The organism is Streptomyces canus (assembly GCF_030816965.1).
In the GTDB taxonomy this organism is placed as follows: domain Bacteria; phylum Actinomycetota; class Actinomycetes; order Streptomycetales; family Streptomycetaceae; genus Streptomyces; species Streptomyces canus_E.
On sequence record NZ_JAUSYQ010000002.1, the window covers coordinates 3,139,675 to 3,161,019 of the forward strand.

General features: G+C 71.3%; 19 protein-coding genes and 1 pseudogene. 12 read left to right on the plus strand and 8 right to left on the minus strand.

Features of this window, described 5'->3' with window-relative positions; genetic code table 11:
• The first annotated feature begins 73 nt into the window (after positions 1–73).
• From QF027_RS15420 to fabF, 5 genes are all read left to right on the plus strand, one after another.
• Positions 74–1,279, plus strand: a complete 1,206-nt coding sequence (locus QF027_RS15420; protein WP_306981937.1) for a PucR family transcriptional regulator — start codon at positions 74–76, stop codon at positions 1,277–1,279.
• An 89-nt stretch (positions 1,280–1,368) separates the two neighbouring features.
• Positions 1,369–2,292, plus strand: coding sequence for an ACP S-malonyltransferase (locus tag QF027_RS15425; protein ID WP_306981935.1), 924 nt, complete (start codon positions 1,369–1,371; stop codon positions 2,290–2,292).
• 16 nt (positions 2,293–2,308) lie between these two features.
• On the plus strand, positions 2,309–3,304 hold the full coding sequence (locus QF027_RS15430; protein WP_306981934.1) for a ketoacyl-ACP synthase III: 996 nt from the start codon (positions 2,309–2,311) through the stop codon (positions 3,302–3,304).
• A 77-nt stretch (positions 3,305–3,381) separates the two neighbouring features.
• The gene (locus tag QF027_RS15435; RefSeq protein WP_159767134.1) at positions 3,382–3,630 is read left to right on the plus strand and encodes an acyl carrier protein; all 249 of its coding nucleotides are present in this window, start codon (positions 3,382–3,384) and stop codon (positions 3,628–3,630) included.
• A gap of 101 nt (positions 3,631–3,731) precedes the next feature.
• Positions 3,732–5,003, plus strand: coding sequence for a beta-ketoacyl-ACP synthase II (fabF, locus tag QF027_RS15440; protein ID WP_306981931.1), 1,272 nt, complete (start codon positions 3,732–3,734; stop codon positions 5,001–5,003).
• A 65-nt stretch (positions 5,004–5,068) separates the two neighbouring features.
• Here the strand turns inward: fabF and QF027_RS15445 are convergent, their stop codons facing one another.
• Positions 5,069–5,563 carry a DUF3145 domain-containing protein gene (locus tag QF027_RS15445; RefSeq protein WP_037721013.1) on the minus strand — a complete coding sequence of 165 codons (495 nt, stop codon included), beginning with the start codon at positions 5,561–5,563 and terminating at the stop codon, positions 5,069–5,071.
• 251 nt (positions 5,564–5,814) lie between these two features.
• On the opposite strand from QF027_RS15445, the gene QF027_RS15450 reads away from it, so the two are divergent.
• Positions 5,815–6,699 carry an SGNH/GDSL hydrolase family protein gene (locus tag QF027_RS15450; RefSeq protein ID WP_306981928.1) on the plus strand — a complete coding sequence of 295 codons (885 nt, stop codon included), beginning with the start codon at positions 5,815–5,817 and terminating at the stop codon, positions 6,697–6,699.
• A gap of 10 nt (positions 6,700–6,709) precedes the next feature.
• Positions 6,710–7,681 (plus strand): aldose epimerase family protein, encoded by a 972-nt coding sequence (locus QF027_RS15455; protein ID WP_307075115.1) that lies wholly within the window; start codon positions 6,710–6,712, stop codon positions 7,679–7,681.
• Positions 7,682–7,754: 73 nt separating this feature from the next.
• Here QF027_RS15455 and QF027_RS15460 read toward each other — a convergent pair whose 3' ends face one another.
• Positions 7,755–10,184 (minus strand): beta-glucosidase, encoded by a 2,430-nt coding sequence (locus QF027_RS15460; RefSeq protein WP_307075116.1) that lies wholly within the window; start codon positions 10,182–10,184, stop codon positions 7,755–7,757.
• A gap of 104 nt (positions 10,185–10,288) precedes the next feature.
• Here QF027_RS15460 and QF027_RS15465 point away from each other — a divergent pair, with 104 nt between their 5' ends.
• Entirely contained in the window at positions 10,289–10,870 is a 582-nt protein-coding gene (locus QF027_RS15465) for a TetR/AcrR family transcriptional regulator (RefSeq protein WP_307075118.1), read from the plus strand.
• A gap of 147 nt (positions 10,871–11,017) precedes the next feature.
• The gene (locus QF027_RS15470) at positions 11,018–12,265 is read left to right on the plus strand and encodes a pyroglutamyl peptidase (protein WP_307075120.1); all 1,248 of its coding nucleotides are present in this window, start codon (positions 11,018–11,020) and stop codon (positions 12,263–12,265) included.
• Here QF027_RS15470 and QF027_RS15475 read toward each other — a convergent pair.
• From QF027_RS15475 to QF027_RS15485, 3 genes are read right to left on the minus strand one after another with little or no spacing between them, the layout of a single operon-like run.
• Positions 12,213–12,695, minus strand: a complete 483-nt coding sequence (locus QF027_RS15475; RefSeq protein WP_306981916.1) for a GNAT family N-acetyltransferase — start codon at positions 12,693–12,695, stop codon at positions 12,213–12,215. The genes QF027_RS15470 and QF027_RS15475 overlap by 53 nt on opposite strands.
• Entirely contained in the window at positions 12,679–13,491 is an 813-nt protein-coding gene (locus tag QF027_RS15480) for an EI24 domain-containing protein (protein WP_306981914.1), read from the minus strand. The genes QF027_RS15475 and QF027_RS15480 overlap by 17 nt, the downstream gene beginning before the upstream one ends.
• Positions 13,492–13,515: 24 nt before the next feature.
• The gene (locus QF027_RS15485) at positions 13,516–14,379 is read right to left on the minus strand and encodes a hypothetical protein (protein WP_307075121.1); all 864 of its coding nucleotides are present in this window, start codon (positions 14,377–14,379) and stop codon (positions 13,516–13,518) included.
• A 175-nt stretch (positions 14,380–14,554) separates the two neighbouring features.
• Here QF027_RS15485 and QF027_RS15490 point away from each other — a divergent pair, with 175 nt between their 5' ends.
• A complete protein-coding gene (locus QF027_RS15490; protein ID WP_307075123.1) occupies positions 14,555–17,080 on the plus strand; it encodes a M14 family zinc carboxypeptidase in 2,526 nt (841 codons plus the stop codon).
• 15 nt (positions 17,081–17,095) lie between these two features.
• Positions 17,096–18,247 carry a serine hydrolase domain-containing protein gene (locus QF027_RS15495; protein WP_306981906.1) on the plus strand — a complete coding sequence of 384 codons (1,152 nt, stop codon included), beginning with the start codon at positions 17,096–17,098 and terminating at the stop codon, positions 18,245–18,247.
• A 75-nt stretch (positions 18,248–18,322) separates the two neighbouring features.
• Here QF027_RS15495 and QF027_RS15500 read toward each other — a convergent pair.
• Both QF027_RS15500 and QF027_RS15505 read right to left on the minus strand, forming a co-directional pair.
• Positions 18,323–18,712 (minus strand): annotated as a pseudogene (locus QF027_RS15500) (organic hydroperoxide resistance protein); the annotation flags it as partial.
• A gap of 102 nt (positions 18,713–18,814) precedes the next feature.
• Complete coding sequence (locus QF027_RS15505) at positions 18,815–19,813, minus strand: NADP-dependent oxidoreductase (protein WP_306981904.1); 999 nt, start codon at positions 19,811–19,813, stop codon at positions 18,815–18,817.
• A 91-nt stretch (positions 19,814–19,904) separates the two neighbouring features.
• Between QF027_RS15505 and QF027_RS15510 the strand changes: the two genes are divergently transcribed.
• On the plus strand, positions 19,905–20,339 hold the full coding sequence (locus QF027_RS15510; RefSeq protein WP_306981902.1) for a MarR family winged helix-turn-helix transcriptional regulator: 435 nt from the start codon (positions 19,905–19,907) through the stop codon (positions 20,337–20,339).
• A 93-nt stretch (positions 20,340–20,432) separates the two neighbouring features.
• On the opposite strand, the gene QF027_RS15515 is transcribed toward QF027_RS15510, so the two are convergent.
• Positions 20,433–21,344, minus strand: coding sequence for a hypothetical protein (locus QF027_RS15515; RefSeq protein WP_307075125.1), 912 nt, complete (start codon positions 21,342–21,344; stop codon positions 20,433–20,435).
• Between the last annotated feature and the right edge of the window lies 1 nt (position 21,345).

Consider the following 21,345-nt stretch of genomic DNA (forward strand, 5'->3'; position numbering starts at 1 on the left):
GGTAGTCCCCGGGTGGGCCGCAGTCGGTACCCGGCGGCGCGCGTTGACGTCCGGATAAGGCAGTCTTGTCCCCGTGCCCGAACCCGAACACCGCAAGTCCGACCCCGACGCGCCCGGCGTCCACGCCCATGTCGCGACCCTGAAGCGGCTGGAGAAGTCGTCCGGGTCTCTCGCGCAGCAGGCCATCGCGCGCATGGACGAGACGCTGCCGTGGTACCGGGCCATGCCCCCGGAGAACCGTTCCTGGATCGGGCTGGTCGCCCAGGCCGGCATCGCGGCCTTCACCGAGTGGTTCCGGCATCCCGACGCCCCGCAGGCCATCTCCACCGACGTGTTCGGGACCGCTCCCCGTGAGCTGACGCGGGCCATCACGCTCCGGCAGACCGTGGAGATGGTGCGCACCACCATCGAGGTCATGGAGAGCGCGATCGACGAGGTCGCCGCCCCCGGTGACGAGTCCGTGCTGCGTGAGGCCCTGCTCGTGTACGCCCGCGAGATCGCCTTCGCCACCGCCCAGGTCTACGCTCAGGCCGCCGAGGCACGCGGTGCCTGGGACGCCCGGCTGGAGTCCCTGGTCGTGAACGCCGTGCTGAGCGGTGAGGCCGACGAAGGGGCCGTGAGCAGGGCCGCCGCGCTGGGCTGGAATGCTCCCGAGCATGTGTGCGTCCTCCTCGGCACCGCTCCCGACGGTGACTCCGAGCTGACCGTCGAGGCCATCCGGCGGGCCGCCCGGCACGCCAAGCTCCAGGTGCTGACCGGGGTGCTCGGCTCCCGGCTGGTCGTCATCGCGGGTGGCAGTGACAACCCCCTTGCCGTGGCCAAGTCGCTGATCGGGCCCTATGCGGCCGGACCTGTGGTCGCGGGGCCCGTCGTACCCGATCTGCTCGCCGCCACCCGGTCCGCGCAGGCCGCCGCCGCGGGGCTCAAGGCGTGTTCCGCCTGGCAGGACGCCCCGCGCCCGGTCCTGGCGGACGACCTGCTTCCGGAACGCGCGATGGCCGGGGATCCCAGTGCGCGCCAGCAATTGGTGGAGGAGATCTACAGACCGCTGGAGGAGGCCGGTTCCGCGCTCCTGGAGACTCTCTCCGTCTACCTCGAACAGGCGTCCAGTCTGGAGGGCGCGGCCCGGATGCTCTTCGTGCATCCCAACACCGTGCGCTACCGGCTTCGACGTGTGACTGACGTCACCGGCTGGTCGCCCTCTGATGTACGTTCGGCGTTCACGTTGCGGATCGCGCTCATCCTGGGGCGTCTGGCCGACGGAGATCCCCAGCCCTAGGCTTTTGTCGGGGATCCACAAAACCCCTCCATGTTCTTCGTCCCTGTCCCCACGGGCGGCTTGGGCCGCCCTCAAGAGAGAGTGTGAGAGTGCTCGTACTCGTCGCTCCCGGCCAGGGCGCCCAGACGCCCGGCTTCCTGACCCCCTGGCTCGAACTCCCCGGTGCCGCGGACCGCGTCGCCGCGTGGTCCGACGCCATCGGCCTGGACCTTGCCCACTACGGCACACAGGCCGACGCGGACGCCATCCGTGACACCGCGGTGGCCCAGCCGCTGCTGGTCGCGGCCGGGATACTGTCCGCCTCGGCACTCGGTGCCATCACCGACATCGCCCCCGGCGCGGTCGCCGGGCACAGTGTCGGTGAGATCACCGCCGCCGCCTTCGCGGGGGTTCTGGACGACACCGCCGCGCTCACCCTCGTACGCAGGCGGGGTCTGGCCATGGCCGACGCCGCCGCGATCACCGAGACGGGCATGTCGGCGCTGCTCGGTGGCGACCCCGAGGTCTCCGTCGCGCACCTGGAGAAGCTGGGTCTGACCCCGGCGAACGTCAACGGCGCGGGGCAGATCGTCGCCGCGGGCACGCTGGAGCAGCTCGCCGTCCTGAACGACGACAAGCCCGAGGGCGTCCGCAAGGTCGTCCCGCTCAAGGTCGCCGGCGCCTTCCACACGCACCACATGGCCCCCGCGGTCGACGCGCTCGCCAAGGCCGCCGCCGACCTGACGCCGGCCGACCCGACGGTCACCTACGTCTCCAACAAGGACGGCCAGGCCGTCGCCACCGGCGCCGAGGTGCTGGAGCGACTGGTCGGGCAGGTCGCCAACCCGGTGCGCTGGGACCTGTGCATGGAGACGTTCCAGCAGCTCGGCGCCACCGCGTTCATCGAGGTCTCCCCCGGCGGCACGCTGGTCGGCCTCGCCAAGCGCGCGCTGCCCGGCGTCAGGACGCTGGCACTGAAGACCCCCGAGGACCTCGACGCTGCTCGCGAGCTCATCGCCGAGCACAGTGCCTGAGAAGGAGCACGAGAGCATGTCGAAGATCAAGCCCAGCAAGGGCGCCCCGTACGCGCGCATCCTCGGTGTCGGCGGCTACCGCCCGATCCGGGTCGTGCCGAACGAGGTGATCCTCGAGACGATCGACTCGTCCGACGAGTGGATCCGCTCGCGCTCCGGCATCGAGACCCGGCACTGGGCGAACGCCGAGGAGACCGTCGCCGCCATGTCGATCGAGGCGTCCGGCAAGGCGATCGCCGACGCCGGGATCTCCGCCGAGCAGATCGGCGGCGTGATCGTCTCGACCGTCTCGCACTTCAAGCAGACCCCGGCCGTGGCGACGGAGATCGCCGACAAGCTGGGCACGAACAAGGCCGCCGCCTTCGACATCTCGGCGGGCTGCGCGGGCTTCGGGTACGGCCTCACCCTCGCCAAGGGCATGATCGTCGAGGGCTCGGCAAAGTACGTACTCGTCATCGGTGTCGAGCGGCTGTCCGACCTGACCGACCTGGAGGACCGCGCCACGGCCTTCCTGTTCGGCGACGGTGCCGGCGCGGTCGTCGTGGGCCCCTCCCAGGAGCCGGCCATCGGCCCCACCGTCTGGGGCTCCGAGGGCGACAAGTCCGAGACGATCAAGCAGACCGTGCCGTGGACCGAGTACGACTCCACGGGCAAGTTCCCTGCGATCACGCAGGAAGGCCAGGCGGTGTTCCGCTGGGCCGTGTTCGAGATGGCGAAGGTCGCCCAGCAGGCGCTGGACGCGGCCGGGATCAGCTCGGACGACCTGGACGTCTTCATTCCCCACCAGGCCAACGAGCGGATCATCGACTCGATGGTGAAGACTCTCAAGCTGCCGCAGTCCGTCACGGTCGCGCGTGACGTGCGCACCACCGGCAACACCTCGGCCGCCTCGATCCCGCTCGCCATGGAGCGGCTTTTGGCGACCGGCGAGGCGAAGAGCGGCGACACCGCGCTCGTCATCGGATTCGGGGCGGGTCTCGTCTACGCCGCCACTGTCGTTACCCTCCCCTAGGCACTCCGTGCCGGATCACTCGGTCCGGGACGGGAAGCACTGCCAACCCTCTGGATAAGAAAACGAAGGAGCGCCCAATGGCCGCCACTCAGGAAGAGATCGTCGCCGGTCTTGCCGACATCGTGAACGAGATCGCCGGCATCCCGGTTGAGGACGTCCAGCTGGACAAGTCCTTCACCGACGACCTGGACGTCGACTCGCTGTCCATGGTCGAGGTCGTCGTCGCCGCTGAAGAGCGCTTCGACGTCAAGATCCCGGACGACGACGTCAAGAACCTCAAGACGGTCGGCGACGCGACCAACTACATCCTCAAGCACCAGGCCTGAGTCTCCCGGGCTCCGTCCGGAGCCCTCCAGGCCGGACGTGCCGGCCCCGCCACCCGGCGGTGGCGCCGCTTAATCCTCGTAACGTTGGAGAAAGATTTCCCGTGAGCCCGACCAATCGCACCGTGGTCGTCACCGGTATCGGCGCAACCACACCGCTGGGTGGCGACGCAGCCTCTACCTGGGAGGGTCTGGTCGCCGGCAAGTCCGGCGTCAAGCCCCTGGAGCAGGAGTGGGCCGCCGACCAGGCGGTCCGTATCGCGGCGCCCGTCGCCGTGGAGCCGACCGAGGTCATTCCGCGGCCGCAGGCCCGGCGCCTCGACCGTTCGGCGCAGTTCGCGCTGGTCGCCGCCAAGGAGGCGTGGGCCGACGCGGGCTTCGAGGGCAAGGCCGGGGAGGACCGCAACGTCGACCCGGACCGCCTCGGCGCCGTCATCGCCTCCGGCATCGGCGGGGTGACGACCCTCCTCGACCAGTACGACGTGCTGAAGGAGAAGGGCGTCCGGCGCGTCTCCCCGCACACCGTTCCCATGCTGATGCCGAACGGCCCCTCGGCCAACGTGGGCCTGCTCGTGGGCGCCCGTGCGGGCGTGCACACGCCGGTCTCCGCGTGCGCCTCGGGTGCCGAGGCCATCGGCTACGCCATCGAGATGATCCGCACCGGCCGCGCCGACATCGTCGTCGCGGGGGGCACGGAGGCGGCGATCCACCCGCTGCCCATCGCCGCGTTCGGCAACATGATGGCGATGTCCAAGAACAACGACGATCCGCAGGGCGCCTCGCGTCCCTACGACATCGGCCGTGACGGCTTCGTCCTCGGCGAGGGCGCGGGGGTGATCGTCCTCGAGTCCGCGGAGCACGCGGCCAAGCGCGGGGCGCGGGTCTACGCCGAGGCGGTCGGTCAGGGCATCTCCGCCGACAGCCACGACATCGTGCAGCCCGAGCCGGAAGGGCGGGGCATCTCGGCCGCCCTTCAGCACCTGCTCGAGAACACCGACCTGAACCCGGCGGAGATCGTGCACGTGAACGCGCACGCGACGTCGACTCCGGCCGGTGACATCGCCGAGCTCAAGGCGCTGCGGAAGGTGTTCGGCGACGACGCCGACCACATGGCCGTGTCCGCCACCAAGTCGATGACCGGTCACCTGCTGGGTGGCGCGGGCGGCGTGGAGACGGTCGCGACGGTGCTCGCCCTGTACCACCGGGTGGCTCCGCCGACCATCAACGTCGAGAACCTCGACCCGGAGGCGGAGGCCAACGCCGACGTCGTCCGCGGCGAGGCCCGCAAGCTGCCCGTGGACGGCCGTATCGCCGCGCTGAACGACTCGTTCGGGTTCGGTGGGCACAACGTGGTACTGGCGTTCCGTACCGTCTGAGAATCGCTGGTACGTAGCTGAAGGCCCCCACCGGCCGGTGGGGGCCCTTCACGTGTGCGGAGGACTCAGACGACCTGGTGCAGCCAGCGGACCGGGGCGCCCTCACCGGCGTACCTGAAGGGCTCCAGTTCGTCGTCCCAGGGCTTGCCGAGGAGCTTGGCCAGCTCGGCTTCCAGGTCCGTCTCCCCGCGCTGCGAGCGGGTCAGGGCCGCGCGCAGGCGGTCCTCCGGGATCAGGATGTCGCCGTGGATGCCGGTGACGGCGTGGAAGATGCCCAGTTCCGGGGTGCAGCTGTAGCGCTCGCCCTCGGCGGTGGGGCAGGGCTCGGCCGTGACCTCGAAGCGCAGCAGGTGCCAGCCTCTGAGGGCCGACGCGAGCTTGGACGCCGTGCCCGCCTCGCCCTTCCAGGAGAACTCCGAGCGCCAGGTGCCCGGTGCGGCCGGCTGCCGGATCCAGTCGAGGTTGACGCGCGTGCCGAGCACCCCGGCGACGGCCCACTCGACGTGCGGGCACAGCGCGCGCGGCGCGGAGTGCACGTACAGAACTCCACGTGTCGTCACCGGGACCTCCGGGCAGAGCGGGACAAGTCTTGCTGGCCGGCATGGCGGCGATGCCGGCCAGCCACGTTGATGGCGAGGCTACCGTGCGGCAGCGCAAGGAGTGTGACGTACCGTCGGTCCCAGTGCCCCGAAACGCCCGCCATTCACCCGGCAGGACGCTAGTACGGGTGTCGATCGTTCCCTCGCGGTCACCGGGAACTCTCATGCGTTGTTATGAGAGGACCATCATTTTCACGAGGGGAACACCACGGATGCGCAAGCAGGGCCCCCGTTCACGGGCCGTCGTCGCCGTCCTGACGGCGGCTCTCCTGGGCGTCGCCGGGTGTGACGCGGTGGGGGGCGACTCGGCGGGACCCACCCAGAAGGCCAAACCCTCACCGAAGCCCACTCCGGCGTGGGACAGCAGCCCGGCTTCGGTAGCCGCTGTCGGCGACTCCATCACGCGCGGTTTCGACGCCTGCGGGATCCTGAAGGACTGCCCCGACGTGTCCTGGGCCACCGGCGCCAGCACCCAGGTCGACTCTCTCGCCGTACGGCTGCTGGGGCGGGCGAAGGCGGCCGAGCGCAGCTGGAACTACGCGGTGTCCGGGGCGCGGATGGCCGATCTGTCCACGCAGATGGCACAGGCGGCGGCGCGGACGCCCGCTCTGGTGACGGTGATGGTGGGCGCCAACGACGCCTGCCGGGACTCCACGGCGGCGATGACCTCGGTGTCGGAGTTCCGGTCCGGCTTCGAGGACGCGCTGAGCGTGCTGCGCAAGCAGGCGCCCAAGGCGCAGGTGTACGTGGCGAGCGTGCCGAACCTCAAGCGGCTGTGGTCCGAGGGCCGCGCCAATCCGCTGGGCAAGCAGGTGTGGAAGCTGGGCGTGTGTCCGTCGATGCTGGCCGACGCGGACGCCCTGGACGCGGCGGCGACCGAGCGGCGGGACACCGTGCAGGAGCGGGTGGAGGCCTACAACTCCGTACTGAAGGAGGTGTGCGCCAAGGACGAGCACTGCCGGTACGACGGAGGGGCGGTGTACGACTACCGGTTCGGCACCGATCAGCTCAGCCACTGGGACTGGTTCCACCCGAGTGTGAACGGACAGGCGCGTCTGGCGGAGATCGCGTACCGCAAGGTCAGGTCCGTGACCTAAAGTTCCGCACATGAACGAACTCTTCGCCACACTTCCCGACGGCACCCCGGTTCACCGCTGGACCCTGGAGCGCGCGGGCGTCCGCGTGCGGATCCTGTCGTACGGCGGGATCGTGCAGTCGGTCGAGGTTCCGGACCGGGACGGGCGGACGGCGGACGTGGTGCTGGGGTTCGCCGAGCTGGACGGATATCTGGAGCACTCCGGTCCGTATCTCGGCGCCTTCATCGGGCGGTACGCGAACCGGATCGCGGGCGGCCGCTTCGAGCTCGACGGGCTGACCTACGCCCTCGCCCCCAACAACGCGCCCAACTCCCTGCACGGCGGCGAGCGCGGCTTCGACAAACGGGTGTGGGACATGGAGCCGGCCGGCGAGCACGGGGTGCGGCTGAGCCGGGTCAGCGCGCACGGCGAGGAGGGCTTCCCGGGGCGCCTGGAGGTCTCGGGGACGTACAGCCTGGACGAGTCGGGCGCGCTGCGGATCTCGTACGAGGCGGTCACCGACGCGCCGACGATCGTCAACCTGACCAACCACAGCTACTTCAACCTGGCCGGCTCCGGGAACGCGGGCGGGCACGAACTGCGCATCGCCGCCTCGCGGTTCACCCCGGTCGACGCCGATCTGATCCCGACCGGGATCGAGGAGGTCGCGGACACCCGCTTCGACTTCCGTCGGACGCGCAAGGTCGGCGCGGACTACGACCACAACTTCGTGCTCGACAAGGGGATCACCGAAGGGGCCGTCGAGGTCGCCGAGTTGTCCGACCCCGCATCCGGCCGGGTGCTGACGGTGGCGACCACCGAGCCGGGGCTCCAGCTGTACACCGCGGACCATCTGCCCGAGCCCTTCGCGCCCGGCGACGGCATCGCGCTGGAGACCCAGCACTTCCCCGACTCCCCGAACCGGCCGGAGTTCCCGAGCACGGTGCTGCGGCCGGGAGAGACCTACCGCTCGGAGACGGTCTACGGATTCACGAGCCGGTAGACACGCACGAGCCCCGGCCCAGGGGTCAGGTCCCGGGCCGGGGCTGCTTGTGTGAGGGCTGTGCCCTCTCGGATCAGACGTTAATCGTCGCGGTGACCCGGCGGTCGCCGATCGAGCGCCCCACCTGGATTTCGTACGAACCCTTCACATACGACCACGATGAGGTCTTCTCGTCCCAGATCTCGAAGGCCCGGCGCGGGATCTCCACGGTGACCTCGACGCTCTCGCCGGGACCGGCCGCGGTCCCCGCGAATCCTGCGAGCCGACGGGCCGGGCGCTCGGCGTCGGGTCCGGCGGGCGCCAGGTAGACCTGGACGACCTCACGGCCCGCGCGGGAACCGGAGTTGCGCAGCCGGACCCGGACGGTGGTGCCGCGGACCTCGACGGACTCGTAGGTCCAGTCGGTGTAGCCGAGGCCGTGGCCGAAGGGGTAGGCCGGGGTGCGGCGCTCCTTCTCCCAGGCCGCGTATCCGATGAACGCGCCCTCGTCGTAAGGGAGTTCACCGGCCTCCGGAGCGACCCGGGTGACCGGGGCGTCGGCCAGGGAGCCCCAGGTGGTGGGGAGGCGGCCGCCGGGCTCGTGGGCGCCGGTCAGCACGTCGGCGAGGGCCGCGCCCCCTTCCTGCCCTGGGAACCAGCTGAACAGGACGGCGGCGACGTCCTCGCGCCACGGCAGCTCCACCGGGGAGCCGGAGTTGACGACCACAACGGTGTTCGGGTTGGCGGCGGCGACCGCGCGGACCAGCTCGTCCTGGCGGCCCGGGAGCGCGAGGTCCTTCCGGTCGTAGCCTTCGGACTCGACGCGCTCGGTGGTGGCGACCACGACGACGGCCGTGTCGGCGTGCCGCGCCGCCTCGACGGCCTCGGCGATCAGTTCGTCGGGGTCGCGCCGTGGGTCCTGGTGGGCGAGGGAGAACGTGACGACCTTCATCGGGACGTCCTCGGGGAGGACGACGACGTGGGTGAGGGAGATCTCGACCGGCTCGCCCGCGGTCAGTTCGACCTGGGCGCGGGGCTCGGGGGCGCCGAAGAAGGTGACGAAGGGGTCGTCCTTGTCGGTGCGCTGGACGTCGTCGTAGTACGTCGTGCCGTCGACGACCAGCTGGAAGGCGCCGAGTCCCTTGATGCCGAAGGTGTGGGTGCCGCTCTCGCGCGGGGTGAAGGTGCCCGTCAACTCGACGGTGTGCAGCCGGTCGTGGGTGACGCCCTCGGGGAGGTCCGAACCCATCCACTGGATCTGGCCGTTGGGCACGGGGGCCGTTCCGATGACCTCGCCGTTCACGTCCCGGCAGACCGCTTCGAGGCTGAATCCCTTGTCGGCGACGGCGAGTTCGGTGTTGGGGTCGGCGCCGACGGCGTAGCTGAGGGTGCCCTCGGGGAGGGCGGCGGCGAGGCCGTCGAGCGGGGAGACGATCCGGTCCGGGAAGACGGTGGCGGAGCCGCCGCCGAGGACGCGGGCGTCGCGGGCGGCGGCGCCGATGAGGGCGACCGTGCCGGCCTTCAGCGGGAGCGCGCCCTGGTTGCGCACCAGCACGAAGGAGCGGCGGGCGATCTCGCGGGCCAGTCCGATGCCGTCGACGGTCTCCGGAAGCTCGGTGACGACGGGTTCGGCACCGTCCAGGATGCCGACGCGGGCGGCGAGCCGCAGCACATTGCGTACGGCCGTGTCGACCGCGCTCTCCTCGACCCGGCCGTCCCGGACGGCCTGGGCGAGGGCCTCGCCGTAGACGGTCGTCGGACCGGGCATGGCGACGTCGAGGCCGCCCTCGATGGCGCCCTCGGTGGAGCGGGCGGCCATCCAGTCGGAGACGTTGTAGCCGTCGAATCCCCATTCACCGCGCAGGACCTCGTTGACCAGGTAGTGGTGCTCGGTCATCGTCGTGCCGTTGACCGTGTTGTAGGCGGTCATGATGCCCCACGGGTGGGCGTTCTCGACGATGAGCTCGAAGGGAGCCAGGTACAGCTCGCGCAGGGCGCGTTCGGAGACCAGGTTGTTCACCGTGAAGCGGTCGGTCTCGGCGTCGTTGGCGACGAAGTGCTTGACGGTGGTGCCGACACCGCCCTCCTGTACCCCGGTGACGTACCCGGCGCCGATCCGTCCGGTCAGATACGGGTCCTCGCTGTAGGCCTCGAAGTGGCGGCCGCCGAGCGGGGAGCGGTGGAGGTTGACGGTGGGGGCGAGGAGGACGTGGACGCCCTTGCGGCGGGCCTCCTGGGCGAGCAGCACGCCTGCGCGGCGGGCGAGTTCCGGGTCCCAGGTGGCGGCCAGCGCGGTCGGGGAGGGCAGGGCGATCGACGGGTCGTCGGCGCTCCAGCGCACGCCCCGGACACCGATCGGGCCGTCCGACATGACGAGGGAGTCCAGGCCGATCTCGGAGAGCGCGGGCAGGCTCCACATGTCCTGGCCTGCCAGGAGCCTTGCCTTGGCATCGAGGTCGAGTCCGGCCAGCGCCGCCTCGACGGCCGCCTCGCGGGCCTGGTCGGCGGGAGTGGGTGCCGCCATGACGGTGCCTCCTCGTTGAAGTCCGTGCGGGTCCTCTCATCGTGCATCGATTACCTGGCAAGTGGTAGGTTTCGTTATACGGCTGTTACATTGGGGTTCTCGGGATGTCGTACGGTGACGCCATGAGCGCCAGGACCAGAAGCGAGGAGCGCCGGGCCGAGATCGTCCGTGCGGCCCTGGAGGTCATCGCCGAGCGCGGCTACCGGGGCGCGAGCCTGGCCGCGGTGGCCGAGCGGGTCGGGCTGACCCAGCAGGGGCTGCTGCACCACTTCCCGACGAAGGACGCGCTGCTGGTCGCGGTGCTGGAGGAGCGGGACAAGTGGGACGCGGTGCCGAACGGCAGCTGGCGGGTCGACCTGCTCGTCTCCCTCGTCGAGTACAACGCGATGCGGCCGGGGATCATCCAGACCTTCTCGGCGCTGCTCGGCGAGAGCGTGACGGACGGCCATCCGGCACGGGAGTACTTCACCGACCGATACGCCCGGGTGCGCGCGTCGATGACGGTGGCCCTCCGCGCCGAGTACGGCGACCGGCTCCCCAACGGGCTGAGCCCCGAACGCACCGCGCCACTGCTGGTCGCGGTCATGGACGGCCTGCAGTACCAGTGGCTGCTGGACCCCGAGTCGGTGGACATGCCCGGGGCGTTCCGGGACTTTCTGCGACTGCTGGGCGAGACGGCGGAGTGAGGGGCACTGGCTTTCGGGGCGCTGCGGGAGGCGGCGAGACGGATTCCGCGTACATCGGACCCCATGGCGTAGACCACTTCCGTCACGCGATACTGCCGTCGTCCGGCACCACTCGCGCCCCACAGCGACGGAAGGACCTGAACTCCCTTGACATCCCTACGTGTTCGGATCGGCATCCTCGGTCTGGCCCTGCTGGCGGGGTCGGCGGCCCCCGCGAGCCCGGCGGCGGCCGCGGCCGCGCCCTCGCCCACGGTGGAGGAGCAGCGGCTCGACCGGGCCGTGCCGCGGGAGATCCTCGAACGGTCCGGATTCGACGCCGTGCCGCTCCGCTTCGCGCGGGCGCTGGGAACGGCGCGTTCCTACGCGGAGGCGCGGAAGGTCGTCGTACGGCAGGGGTCCGCGCTGTGGAAGCGGGCCGTCGACCGGGCGCAGGGGCGGGGGCCGGCCGGGGGCGACTTGAGCCGGGACGACGATCGGCCCCTGTACTGGGCGCGGTTGGGGATGACCCGTGAAGTGCGGACCTGGGAGCCGTCCTTCGGGATCTCCGAGGCACAACGCGCCGTCCTGCTGGGTGAGCTGGAGCGGACCTCGCGGGGGCAGACCGCTGTGCGGTATCCGGGCGGGCACCGGCTGAAGCGGGTCCTTGTGACGGGGTTCGATCCGTTCACGCTGGACCGGGACATACGGATCTCGAATCCGTCCGGGGCGAGTGCGCTCGCGCTCGACGGGACGGTGATCGAGACGGCGGAGGGTCCTGCGCGGGTGGAGACCGTCGTCTTTCCCGTGCGGTGGCAGGACTTCACGGACCAGACCGTGGAGCGGGCGCTGCGGCCGTATCTGAAGAAGGTGGATCTCTTCACGACCGTGAGCCAGGGTCGGGTGGGGCGGTTCGACGTCGAGCGGACCAACGGGGCCTGGCGGGGCGGCTTTCCGGACAACGACAACGTCGGGGTGACGGGGGTGGTGCCGGTTCCGGATCCGGCTTCACAACCGCAGTGGACGACGACGACGCTGCCGTACAAGGCGATCGTGGACGCTGACACCGGGCGTTTTCCCGTCTACGACAACACGAGCGTGACCGAGATCCCGGCGGGAGGGACCGTGCCTGTCGTACGGGCGGAAGGGCCGACCGCGGGGTCCACGGCGCGGGCCGGGGGCGGCGGGAACTATCTCTCCAACGAGATCGCCTACCGGGTCACGCTGCTGCGGGACCGGCTCGGACTGCACGACGTGCTGCCGGGCGGGCATGTGCACACGCCTGTGCTGGAGTTCGGGGCCGGGAACACGGATCCCGCGACGGGGGCGGTGACCGATCCGGGGTTCGTGCGGAACCGGCTGGACATCATCGCGCAGGTGCGGGCGATTCTGCTGGTGGCGGTGGAGAAGGCCACTTGAGGAAGGTCGCCGTCTCGGTGAAACCCAGGCGGCGGTAGAAGTCGGCGGCCCTGCGCGTCGGCACGGTGATCTCCACGTCCTGGGCGTGCCGCGCGCGGTCCTGCATGGCCCGGACGAGCCGGGAGCCCGTACCGCGGCCGCGCTGGGGCGTGTCCACGGCGAGTTCGAGGAGTTCGAGGACCGTGCCGCCCGCGAACAGGGTCGGTATCCGGGCCGCGTAGGCGTATCCGACGACCTGCGCCTCATGCTCGGCCACCAGGAACTCGGCGCGGTGCTCGGTGGCCGCCCGCAGGACCTCGGGGAAGGTGACGCTCGTGAAGCGGTCGTGGGCGGGGCGGTAGGTGGTGGCGAAGGCGCCGAGAAGGCGGAAGACGGGCTCCGCGTCCGTGACCGTCGCCGGGCGGATCGTCGTCTCAGGTGCCGAGCCCACCGGACACCGCCTCCTCGTCGGACTCGTCCGACTCGTCCTCCCCGTCCCGGGTCTCCTCCCCCAGCAGCTCCCGTGCCATCAGCGTCGCCCCCGCCACCGCGCCCGGCATCAGGAACACCGCGACGAAGGGGACCACGAAGGCCAGGGCGAGGGGGGTGCCGAAGCCCCAGACGAGGGTTTTGCGGGAGCGGAGCAGGGTGAGGCGGGCCCGGAGGTCCACGCCTCGGCGCTGGAGGGCCACCGCGGTGAGCTCCTCGGTGAGGAAGAACCCCGTCACGAAGAAGCCGATCACCGGGATCAGGGTCTGGCCGACCACGGGGACGAAGCCCAGGGCGAAGAGCAGGACCGCCCACAGGACGGCCCGGACGACGATGCGGAGGCTGTCCCTCGCCGAGATCCACAGCTCGCGCCAGAGCGGGAGGCCGGACTCGGGGGCCGTGCCGTCCGGGGAGACGTCCCGGTCGACCTTCTCGGAGAGGTTCTCGTAGAAGGGCTGGCCTATCAGCAGGGTGACCGCCGTGAAGGTCAGGACCGCGAGGAGGAGGGCCAGCGCGAACAGGACCACCGTGAGGAAGCCCCGGAACAGGCCCTGCCACGGGCTCGACCAGTCGTCGGCGAACGGCGTCGCCCAGGACACGAAGTCCTCGCCCCAGGTGGCCAGGGCGACCAGTGCCGCCACATACAGCACCAGGGTGATCAGGCCCGGGATCAGGCCGAAACCGTACTGCTTGCCGTGCCGGGCCACCCACCGCTGGCCCTTCAGGAGATAGTGGAAGCCCGCCCCGAGATCACGCATGTCCCGAACCCTATCGGGTGCCCGTCAGGCCGGGGATACGGCCACCACCACGCCCTGTTCCGCCGCCGGGGACACCGCCGCCGACACCCTGAGCGCCACCGCCCGTGCCACGCCGCCCGCGTGGGAGGCCGCGGTCATCAGCGCGGGCTGGAGCCGCTCCAGGCCGGACACGAACAGCTCCTCGCCGGCGATCACCACCGGCCGGGCCGCCTTCGCCGTGGCCGCCGCCGCGTCGGTGAGATCGGCGAGGGGCGGGAGGGCCGCTTGTACGGCCCCCGCACCGGCGGCGGCCGCGCGTTCGGCCAGGGTCACCTGCAAGGGCATCAGCGGGGCCAGTGCCGCCGTCAACGCGTCGGCGATCCGCCGGAGTTCGGGGGTCGAGTCGCGCAGGACCCCGGTCGCCGCGCGGATCAGGGGAGTCAGGGCCAGGAGTGTCCCCGCGGCCACGCCCGCCGCCGCCGGGAGCAACGGGGAGGTCGCCTCCACCAGTTCGCCCAGCGCGGTCGCGAACTCCTCCACCGCCGGCTCCACCGCGTCCAGGACGGGCAGCAGACTGTCGCCCAGCGCCGCCAGCAGCGCCCGCGCCGGTTCGCTGACCGGGTGCACGGCCAGCGGGGCGCCGGTGGTGCCGAGCCGGGTGAGGGTGTCGACGATCCGGTAGAACGCCTCCTGGGCCTGCGGGGACGCGCTCGCCTCGGCCAGTTCCGCCGTCGTCTGGCGCAGGACGCGCAGCACCTCCGGGCCCGAACCGTCCCTGGGATCGAAGGTGTTGATCGCGATCCTGGTGATGTTCTGGGCCGTGTCCAGGAGCTGGCCGGTGATGTCGGTGGTGTTCCGTGCCATGCGCAGTACTTCGTCCCTGCTGGGGAGGGAGGGGATCGTCGCCATGGGTCTCTCCTGTGGACTCGCTCGCCGCCCGCTTCCGCCGCCCTCAGCATGCCCCGTCCGGGCACCCGAGTTGCGCCATCCGTGGCATCCGCGCCACGAACTCCCTCTTGTTGCGGTTGAGTCGAACAGGTACATCTCGCCGTACCGATCTCAGGAAGCCCCTCAGGAGGTACGCGTGCACACCACGAGAACCGTTCCTGCGAGACCCGTCCTGCTCCTCGCCCTCACCGGCTCGCTGCTGTTCACCCCGAACAGCGCGAGCGCCGACCCCGAGCCCCCCACCCGCGAGAGCGCCGGCGACCACGGCGTGGCCCGGGCCCCGGAAAGCGCCACCCGGCGGGCACTCACCGCCCCTACCACCGGCTTCACGGACACCACCCGCGGCTATCCCCGCGAGCAGGTCCTCACCCCCGACCCCGTGAACCCGGTGGACAGGTCCGTCAAGCTGGGCCTCACCCCGTACCACGCGATCGCCCCCAGGCTGAACGCCCTCCAGCGGCTGGGCGACCGGGTGAGCGTCGAGGTCGCCGGGCGTTCGGCGGGCGGGCACCGGCTCTACCTGGTCACCGTGACCGCTCCGGAGACCACCGCACAGGCACGCGCCCAGGAGCGGATGCGCGAGCTCATCGAGAACGCGCCCGCGGCCGCCGCCAAGTCCGGCGAGATCAAGGCCGGTTACAAGGCGCCCGTCTTCTTCAACAACAACATCCACGGCAACGAGTGGGAGGGCACGGACGCCTCCCTGGAGATCATCGAGCAGCTCGCGACCGCCGAGGACACCCGCACGAAGAGCCTTCTCGCCCACTCCCGCCTGTACTTCAACATCACCGCGAACCCCGACGGCCGTATCGCCGGAACCCGGGCGAACGCGGGCGGCTTCGACCTGAACCGGGACTTCGTGACCGCCTCCCAGCCCGAGGTGCGGGCGATGCGGCAGATCGAGATCGACAAGCAGCCGGCCGTGATGCTCGACCTGCACGGGTACGTCAACGGCACGCTCATCGAGCCCACCACTCCCCCGCACGGCGAGAACTACGAGTACGACCTCTTCCTGAAGAACACCTACGCCAACGCCCTCGGCATGGAGGCCGCTGTCAACGGCCTCGGCTACACACCCGCCAAGGACGGTGTCGAGCCCGCGCAGATCCCCTTCCGGGACCAGGAGGAGGGCTGGGACGACTGGCCGCCGATCTTCACTCCGCAGTACGCGGCCTTCCACGGCACGGTCGCCGCGCACACGGTCGAGATCCCGCTGGCCGTCAACAACTCCCTCTACGAGAGCCTGCCCGTCGCGGAGCTGCGGCGCCGGTCCGCGATCAACACGGCCGTGGCGGGCGCGGCCATCACGGCGACGCTCGACTTCGTGCAGGAGAAGCGCACGTCGCTGATCGCCGACCAGATCGAGGTCTTCCGGCGCGGGGCGGCGGGCGCCGCCCAGGTGCCGGTGTCCGAGGAGACGGTCCCCGGGGTGCCGGGCATCGGCCCCGAGGACGTGTACACCACCGACTTCCCCCGCGCGTACGTGATTCCCTCGGGCTCGACGGCCGCCGCCAGGCTCGTCGACCACCTCCTCGCCAACGACGTCCGCGTCAGCCGCGCGAGCAGCGACCTGCGGCTCGGCGGACGGACGTACCCGAAGGGCTCGTACGTCGTCGACATGCGCCAGCCGAAGCGGGGTCTGGCGAACGTGCTGCTCGCGGACGGCCGGGACATCAGCGACAAGGTCTCGGTGATGTACGACATCTCGGGCTGGAGCCTGGGCCGGCTGTGGGGCGCGACGGTCACACCCGTGACGTCGGGGAGCCTCACCGGTGCGCCACTGAGGCGCGTCCAGGCCGCCGCGCACGTCGGTCACGTCGCCCCGCGCGGCGATCTGCGACTGCGGCTGACCGACCCGCAGGAGATCGCGGCGCTCAACTCGCTGCTCCGGCAGGGTGTTCCGGTACGGCGGGCCGCCGACGGCAGTGCGATCGTGCCCGCGTCGGCGCGGAACCGTGCCGCCGAAGCCGCTCGCACCTACGACGTCGTCCTCGACGCGACCCGGCAGACCGGCACGGCCGCACTGCACCGCACACGCGTGGCCGCCGCCGTGACGCCCGGCGAGCTGTTCGCGCTGCGGGAGATGAACTTCGAGGTCACCCCGGTCTCGACGGCCGTCCTGAACGCCGGTTTCGACTGGTCGTCGGTGGACGTGCTGTTCGTGTCGGCGGGGCTGGACCGCGACGCCCTCACCACCGGCGCCCGCACGGCCCTGGACGGCTTCCTCGCCGCCGGGCACGGGTTCGTCGGCCGTGGGGTCGCCGGGGCGGGACTGAGCGCGGCCACGGGGCTGCTGGCCGCGAAGCCGGTGGAGGGCAACGGGGACGCCAACGGCGTGGTGCGCGTGGTGAACTCGGGTCCGGTGACGGCCGGGGCCCCGGACCACGGGTTCGTCTACGCGCCGGTCTGGTTCACCGATCTCGGGCCGGGGGTGCGGGTGGAGCAGTCGTACGCCACCGGCAGTCCGCTGGTCTCCGGGCACTGGCGGCCCTTGCCGGACGGCTCCGGCGGACCCGCCGCCGCGGCCGGGCAGGCCTCGGTCGTCAGCGGCCCGAGGGCCGTCCTGTTCGGCACCGAGCCTCTCTTCAGGGATCACCCGAAGGGGGAGTTCGCCCAGGTCGGGCGGGCATTGTTCACCATGGCACACGCGAGCAGCGGCTGAGGTTGAGGAGAGCGGATGACGCAGGAGATCCACGGCACCGTCGCGGACGGCTTCGAGGCGGTGCGCGAGCAGTTCGCCGCTTTCGTGGCGAGCGAACGGCCCGACTACGAGGGGCAGTTGAGCGCGTATGTGCACGGTCGGCGGGTCGTCGACCTGTGGGCGGGCGAGGGCGTCGGACCGGACTCCCTCTACGGCGTGTTCTCGTCGACCAAGGGTGCCGCCCATCTGGTGGCCGCGCTCCTGGTCCAGGAGGGCACACTGGAACTGGACCGCAAAGTGACCTACTACTGGCCGGAGTTCGGGGCCGAGGGCAAGGGCCAGCTGACCCTGCGCGATCTGCTGGCCCACCGGGCCGGGGTGATCGGGCTGGATGCCGGGTTCAGCGCGCAGGAGCTGACGGACGACCGGGCGGTGGCGGAACGGCTCGCGGACCAGAAGCCATTCTGGCGCCCCGGCACGGCCTTCGGGTATCACGCGCTGGTGATCGGCGCGCTCAGCGGTGAGATCGTGCGCCGGGCGACCGGCCGTTCGCTCCAGGAGGTGTACGAGGAGCGGATCCGGGCGCCGTACGGGCTGGACTTCCACCTGGGCCTGCCCGAGGCGCTGGAACCCCGGTACCGCTCCGTGCAGCCGATGGCCCCGACCGCCGAGCAGCAGGCCCTGCTGGACGTGGCACCGACAGGTCCGCACACCCTGGCCGCGATCGCCTTCAACCAGCAGGTGCCGGACCCCGGTGACCTGGTGGGCTACGCCAACTCCCGTGCCGTACGGGCGAAGGGACCGGCGTCGGCGGGCGGAGTGGCGGCCGCCCGCGGGCTGGCCGGGATGTACGCGGCGGCGATCAGCGAAGTGGCCGACCGGCCGCCCCTGCTGAAGCCGGACATCATCGCCGAAGTGGGCCAGATCCAGTCGACCGGCTACGACCTGGTGGCCCGTGCCCACAAGTCCTACGGTCTGGGCTTCCAGGCCACGGCCGACATGTGGCACCCCTACCTCGGTGCCGGCGCCTTCGGCCACAGCGGCGCCGGCGGCTCCCAGGCCTTCGCCGATCCCCGCAGTGGCCTGGCCTACGGCTACACCCGCCGCCGGATGGCGTTCCCGGGAGGGGCGGCGCCGGAGAACGAGCGGTTCGTGCGGGCCGTGCACAAGGCGGCTCTGGCGGTATGAGCCGTAGGGCATGAGCGGAGGCCGCACCCCACGTCCAGGAGTGCCGCCTCCGCCCTGCACGACCAACGAGCTCCGTCAGGCGAGCGTCACGGAGATGTTCCCGCGGATCGCCTTCGAGTACGGGCAGACCTGGTGGGCCTTCTCGAGGAGCGCCCGGGCCGTGGCCGCGTCGAGGTGCGGGAGGGTCGCCGAGATCTCGACGATCAGCCCGAAGCCGTCGGTGTTCCTGCCGATGCCGATCTTCGCGGTGACCGTCGAGCCGGAGATGTCGGCCTTCTCCTGGCGGGCGACGACGCCGAGGGCGCCCTGGAAGCAGGCGCTGTACCCGGCGGCGAAGAGCTGCTCCGGGTTGGTGCCGTTGCCGCTGCCGCCCATCTCCCTGGGCGGGTCGACGACCACGTCGAGCCTGCCGTCGTCGGGGGCGACACGGCCGTCGCGGCCGCTCTCGGCGGTGGCGACGGCCGTCGGAAATCCAGCACAGGGCTGGAGCCTGTCCGGCGGATCAGGTCGGCTCCAAGGAACGGTGCCTTCTCAGCGCGGCCGCCGGCATGATCCGCCGGGCAGGCCCTAAAGCTTGACGATCATCTTTCCGGTGTTGTCGCCGCGCAGGACCCCGAGGAACGCCTCCAGGTTGTTCTCGATGCCCTCGACGACCGTCTCGCGGTACTTGAGCTGCCCGGACGCCACCCACGGGCCGACCTCGGAGACGAACTCCTGCTGGAGGTCGTAGTGGTCGCCGACCAGGAAGCCCTCGATACGGCCGCGGGTCTGGATCAGACGGGCGAGGTTGCGCGGGCCGGGGGCGGCCTCGGTGTTGTTGTAGACGGAGATCATGCCGCAGACCGCGATCCGGCCGCCCTGGTTCAGGGAGCCGATGGCGGCCTCCAGGTGGTCGCCGCCGACGTTGTCGAAGTAGACGTCGACGCCGTCCGGGGCCGCCTCGCGCAGCTGGTCGCTGACCTTGCCGCTCTTGTAGTTGAAGGCCGCGTCGAAGCCGTACTCCTCGACGAGCAGCTTGACCTTCTCGTCCGAGCCGGCGGAGCCGATGACCCGGGAGGCGCCCTTGAGCTTGGCGATCTGGCCGACCTGGCTGCCCACGGCACCCGCGGCGCCGGAGACGAAGACCGAGTCGCCCTCCTTGAAGGAGGCGGTGCGCAGGAGGCCGGCGTAGGCGGTGAGGCCGGTCATGCCGAGGACGCCGAGGTACGTCGACAGGGGCGCGGCGTCCGCGTCCACCTTGACGGCGTTCTCGGCGCGTACGACCGCGTACTCGCGCCAGCCGAGGAAGTGCAGGACGTGGTCGCCGACGGCGATGCCGTCCACGTGGGACTCCACGACCTCGCCGACCGCGCCGCCCTGCATGACCTTGCCGAGCTCGAAGGGGGCGACGTACGACTTCGCGGCGCTCATGCGACCGCGCATGTACGGGTCGACGGAGAGGTACTTGTTTCGGACCAGCACCTGGCCCTCACCGGGGGTCGGGACCTCGGCTTCGACCAGGGCGAAGTCCTCCGGCTTGGGCCAGCCGACCGGGCGGGAGAGGAGGTGCCATTCGCGGTTGATCATGATGCCTGGACCTTTCCATTTACTTCAGTACCTGAAACAACCATGCCTCTGAATATTTCAGGTTGTCAAGTAAAGGGGTACCCTGGATCCCATGTCCACTCCTCACAAGACCCGGCCCGACGCGCTGACCATGGAAGTCGTGGAGCTCATCGGGGACGTGGTGGCCCGCTTCTACTCGGACTACGAGGACGCGGCCGCGGAGCACCTCCTCACCGGGGCACAGGCGCGGCTGTTGAGTCTGCTGTCCCTCGGGCCGCTGCCCATGCGCAAGCTGGCCCAGAAACTGAAGTGCGAGCCGTCGAACGTCACCGGGATAGTCGACCGGCTGGAGGCACGCGGGCTGGTGGAGCGGCGGCCCGACCCTGCGGACCGGCGCGTCAAGGTGGCGGCGGCGACGGAGGCGGGGGTCCAGGTGGCCCGGGAGCTGCGGGAGGGGCTGCGGTTCGCGCGGGAGCCGCTGGCGGGGTTGTCGGAGGGGGAGCGGACGTCACTGCGAGACCTGTTGCGTCGGATGCTGCAGGCGTGACCGGGGGCGCCTGCCCGCGGTGCCGGGTGCAGGCGTGACCGGGGGCGCCTGCCCGCGGTGCCGAGTCGCGTCGGCCGGCTGCCGCAGCAGACCCTAGCGGCCCTTCCGCACGAGGTCGGTGATGCGCTCGCCCTCGCTGATCGTCAGCGGACCGGTCTCCTCCGTGGCGTCGCCGATCCCCAGCGCGGCCGCCAGCGTACGGCCGTACAGGTCGAGGGTGGCCTCGGTCAGGGTGGTGAGATCGGCTACGGCGGAGCGGGCGCGGGTCCACCCGGTCAGCCCGATGCCCGCGGCGACCAGCACGGCAGGCCACCAGACCACGCTGAGCAGGAGGTAGGGCACGGCCCAGGTTCCGGTGGCGACCGCGGCGGCGAACGCCGAGTGCGCGGCGGTGAGTTCGGTCCGTGCGGGGTCGGGGAGGACCAGCCAGAGCCGGGACCAGCCGTAGGTCAGGTCGAGTCCGTAGCGGTGGTACGCGATGGACTCGACGGCGTGGATCCGGTCGCCCATCCAGGTCGGCCTGCCCGGTTCGGCCATGGCCAGCCGGGTGATGCGGTGGGCCACGGCGTCGATCCGGTCCTGCTGCTCGCGGGTGCGGGTGGCCGGGCTCGCGGCTTCGAGCGCCCGGCGTTCCTCGACGAGCCGGTGCCACCGCGCACGCCGGCGCGCCGTACGCGCCGCCGCGACCGGGGTGAAGGGTCGGGGCCACGGTCCCAGCCAGACGCGTCGGGTGACGGCGGCCAGCGCCTGCACGACGAAGCCCACACCGGAGGCGGCCGCCAGTACGGCCACGACGAGGAGTGCCTGCGCGCCGCTCGGCAGGTCGGCGACCGTGGACATGGCATCGTCGGCCTGCCGGGTCAGCAGCGCGACGTTCCACGCGTCGACATGACCGAGGCCGATGGACAGCCACACCGCGCCGAGGAAGAACGCACCGGGCAGCACGAGCAGGCTGATCCACCGGTCGGCCAGCGTCTTGGCCAACTGCTGGAAGAAACCGCCCACC